Annotated in this window: 2 protein-coding genes; both read left to right on the top strand. The window is 55.3% G+C overall.

Annotation, left to right across the window (positions count from 1 at the left end):
• Window positions 1-664: 664 nt before the first annotated feature.
• Window positions 665-1,999, top strand: a complete 1,335-nt coding sequence (gene ltrA / locus BVER_RS28015) for a group II intron reverse transcriptase/maturase (protein ID WP_370444286.1) — start codon at window positions 665-667, stop codon at window positions 1,997-1,999.
• A 313-nt stretch (window positions 2,000-2,312) separates the two neighbouring features.
• Complete coding sequence (locus BVER_RS35435; RefSeq protein WP_050456025.1) at window positions 2,313-3,848, top strand: methyl-accepting chemotaxis protein; 1,536 nt, start codon at window positions 2,313-2,315, stop codon at window positions 3,846-3,848.
• The last annotated feature ends 165 nt before the right edge of the window (window positions 3,849-4,013 follow it).

Here is a 4,013-nt window from a genome sequence, read left to right as displayed (position 1 = left end):
CTCGCTCCAGATTGGACACGAGAACCTCGATTCCCTTACGTCCCACGATCGTCTCCCGCACACCATAAGTCGATCATAGAACATGTTGGATTTATATAAAGTTATTTCTGGGACGGAACACTAGGTGCCCATTTCTGCGCGCTTAGTGCGGCTGCAAAGCCGATGAAAGATAGTTGATGAAAGTTCAATACGGAGAAGATGTGGCGAGTCACTCTGGCCCCGAGTCATGCGGCGTGCACTGCGAAGTGCACGTCGAAGCGTTGACAGGGGAAACCGACAGGCCAGACATTGAGCCGCGAAATAATTACTCCGGGATGCCGACGCTGTTAAGCGAAGCGGAAGGCAACATGGCACACGGCGTCAATCGCAAGTCGTGTGCTGATCTCGCGCGGTCGGAGACCCTGCGCATGTCGGGAAGTCTTTCATACGGAAGCAGCGAGATCTCATCGGTGTCCGGCGCGGTCGGGCCGGACGGGACTGGGAAGGTCAATGACCGCAAGCCAGTCATCGACGCCGATGAGAAATCGGATACACCCATACTACCGGAGAAGTTGCCGAACAAAGGAGATGATCCGGCTGAGGTAATGGAGGGAAGGGGTGTAACCAGAGGGAACGCCGACGGGAACCCGCGTGCCGGACACAGAGCCGGGATAAATGCGCGTCGATGGGACTCAAAGGCGTACGGGAAGCCGCAAGGCGGAACCGGAAGTTGCGTTTCACGGCACTGTTGCATCACGTCACACCGTCGCTACTGGTGGAGAGCTTCCATGCTCTGCGCAAGCAGGCGGCGGCCGGGATGGACGGCGTGACGTGGCGCGACTATGAGAAGCACCTTTATGGGCGCGTGCATGATCTGCACCGGGAAATACAGTCCGGGGCTTACCGTGCGCAACCGTCCAGGCGGGTCTACATACCGAAGGCGGACGGAAGGCTGCGTCCGCTGGGGATTGCAGCGCTGGAAGACAAGATCGTGCAGCAGGCCGTATCAACAGTACTGAGCGCGATCTACGAGCAGGACTTTCTCGGCTTCTCATATGGATTCAGGCAAGGACGCGGTCAGCATGACGCGCTTGATGCCTTGTCGATCGGGATTGTAAGTCGTAGGGTGAACTGGATTCTGGACGCGGACATTCGCTCGTTCTTCGATGAAATCGACCACGAGTGGATGCTCCGTTTCCTGTCTCACCGGATTGCCGACCGACGGATAATCCGCCTGATCGATAAATGGCTGAAGGCAGGCACCATCGAGGATGGACGCCGCATAGCACTGACGCGGGGTACACCTCAAGGGTCTGTGATCTCACCGTTGCTCGCCAATATCTACCTGCATTACGCACTGGATCAGTGGGCTCAGCAATGGCGTACCCAACATGCCGCAGGCGACGTGATCATCGTTCGCTACGCCGACGACAGAGTGCTGGGGTTTCAGTACGAGGGTGAGGCACGACGATTCCTGGCCGCAATGCGGGAACGGCTGGCCCAGTTCGGACTGGAGCTTCACCCGGACAAAACGCGGCTGATTCGCTTCTGGCGATTCGCCGCGCAGCAATGCCGGGAACGTGGAATCCGAAAGCCGAAGACATTTGACTTTCTGGGCTTCACGCACTGCTGTAGCAAGCGACGCAGTAATGGCGACTTCAAAATCGTCCGGTTGACGGTGAAGAAGCGGATGCGTGCGACGCTGGTGGCAATTCGGGAAACGCTAACGCGACGTCGGCATGAACCCGTGCCCGTGGTAGGTCGGTGGCTGCGGCGAGTGCTGCAGGGGTATTTGAATTACCATGCGGTGCCTGACAACATGCGGCGACTGGCTGGATTTCTTCAGGAAGTCAGTCGTGCGTGGCGTCACGCATTGCTACGCCTAAGTCAGCGCAGGCGCATGCCGTGGTCGCGCTTCCAACGGCTGCTTCGGAAATACCTGCCGCCGTGCCGAATCGTCCATTCCCACCCGACTGAGCGGTTTCGCGTCAACACCTTTGGTAAGAGCCGTATGCAGTAATTCTGCACGTACGGATCCGTGCGGGGGCGATGGGTAACCATCGGCCCTACCGCGACCTTTCAATGGTCACAAACCCATGCGTCGCCATCTTTCCGTTCGCGCCGTTGACTGTTAGCTGCGCCGTCCATCACCCCGAAAAAACTCACCTACAAAACTGAAACCGCACTATTTATAACATATTTACAAAATTAGATGAAGGGTAGGGCAATCGTCGCCGCAGGATGCGGGCCAAAGCAACTGCTTGCAAAGGACTTTCTAAAGATTGACGGAGATTGGTCGTTTACCAGAGATATGAGTAAAAAGGAACCCTAACATGCGCTTCGCAGATTTCAAGATAGGAATGAGGCTCGGGCTGTCGTTTGCTGGAATGTTGCTGCTTTCGGCATCCATGGTGGGCGTCGGCATCACGATGCTCGGCCGACTGAATGATCAGGTGACTATTGTTAACGATATAAACCTTCCGCGTTTGCTACATGCAGACGCCGCAAGGGAGAGCCTTAACAAGGTCGCGATCGCCATCCGAAACCTTCTCCTGACTGAAGATAAAGAAACACAGAAGAGTTCGCTGCTGGATATCAAATCGTCCAGGGACGATCTATCGAAAGAAATCGATTTCCTGTTCAAAACGCTGGCTCGAGCCGAGGTCCGCGACAGACTTCTCAAACAGAACAATGCTTATAAATATAGCCTCGACACAGTACTGAATTTAAACGCCCAAGGTAAACATGGCGAAGCGATCCAATCCCTTAACAAGGAACTGTTGCCAGTGCTGGTGGCCTACAAGGCAACGCTGGACGACATAAACCAGTTCCAAGTAAGTCAAACAGGCAAGGCGACGCAGACCATCACTGACCTTTATCAGAGCAGCCGTTTCTTGCTGGCTAGTTTGGGCTGCATAGCGCTGATCCTTGGCGTCGCGTTGGCCTGGTTGATTACACGCAGCATCACACGTCCTATCTCCGAAGCGGTTGTCATCGCTCGCACAATCGCGTCAGGAGACTTGACACAACAAGTCTCGGCGCAGGGCAAGGATGAGACGAGCCAGTTGCTCCTCGCACTCCAAGATATGAACAACAGCCTGTGCAGTATCGTTCGCGATGTGCGCCAAGGCTCCGACACGATCGCAACGGCAACGAGAGAAATCGCAGCGGGCAATACTAACCTCAGCTCTCGCACCGAAGAGCAGGCCGCATCGCTGCAGGAAACTGCGGCGAGCATGGAACAACTAACGGCGACCGTTCGTCAGAATGCCGAAAGCGCTAAACAGGGAAACGAACTAGCGTCAGACGCTTCCCAAGTCGCCGTATTGAGTGGAGAAGTAGTTGGACGCGTCGTGAGCACGATGCGCGAAATCTCTGACAGCTCGGGGCGCGTGGCGGACATCATCGGTACCATCGAAGGAATTGCGTTCCAGACAAATATTCTTGCATTGAATGCAGCAGTTGAAGCCGCGCGCGCTGGCGAGCAAGGGCGCGGCTTCGCTGTGGTGGCAGGAGAAGTTCGTGTGCTAGCTCAGCGATCAGCAACTGCGGCGAAAGAAATCAAAGAGCTGATCGATGATTCAGTAGTTCGCGTGCAAGCGGGTGCGACTCAGGTGAACGAAGCAGGCCGTACGATTGAAGAGGTAGTATCTGCGGTACGGCGCGTATCTAGTCTGATGACTGAAATCGCGGCGGCGTCGCACGAGCAGCACCAGGGTATCGAGCAGGTTAATCAAGCTGTGACGCAGATGGACGAAGTAACGCAACAGAACGCTGCACTCGTCGAACAAGCTGCTGCAGCCGCTGGTGCACTCCACGACCAGACACAACGCCTCGTCGAGCGTGTCAGCGTTTTTCGGGTGAACTGAGAATGGTTAGTTCAATGAGGTTCTCGACGCTTATATTCGCTAGGCTCTATTCACATTTGAAGAAATGTGTTTACATCTCATCTTTTGCGTAAGCGATCAAGATGAGTCGAATGTTGCTGACCGATGAGATATGGGGACGACTGGAGTCCATTGTTCCGGGTAAGC

It is taken from the genome of Candidatus Burkholderia verschuerenii (assembly GCF_001189365.1).
Lineage (GTDB): Bacteria > Pseudomonadota > Gammaproteobacteria > Burkholderiales > Burkholderiaceae > Caballeronia > Caballeronia verschuerenii.
This window is presented reverse-complemented; position numbering and strand designations above follow the sequence as displayed.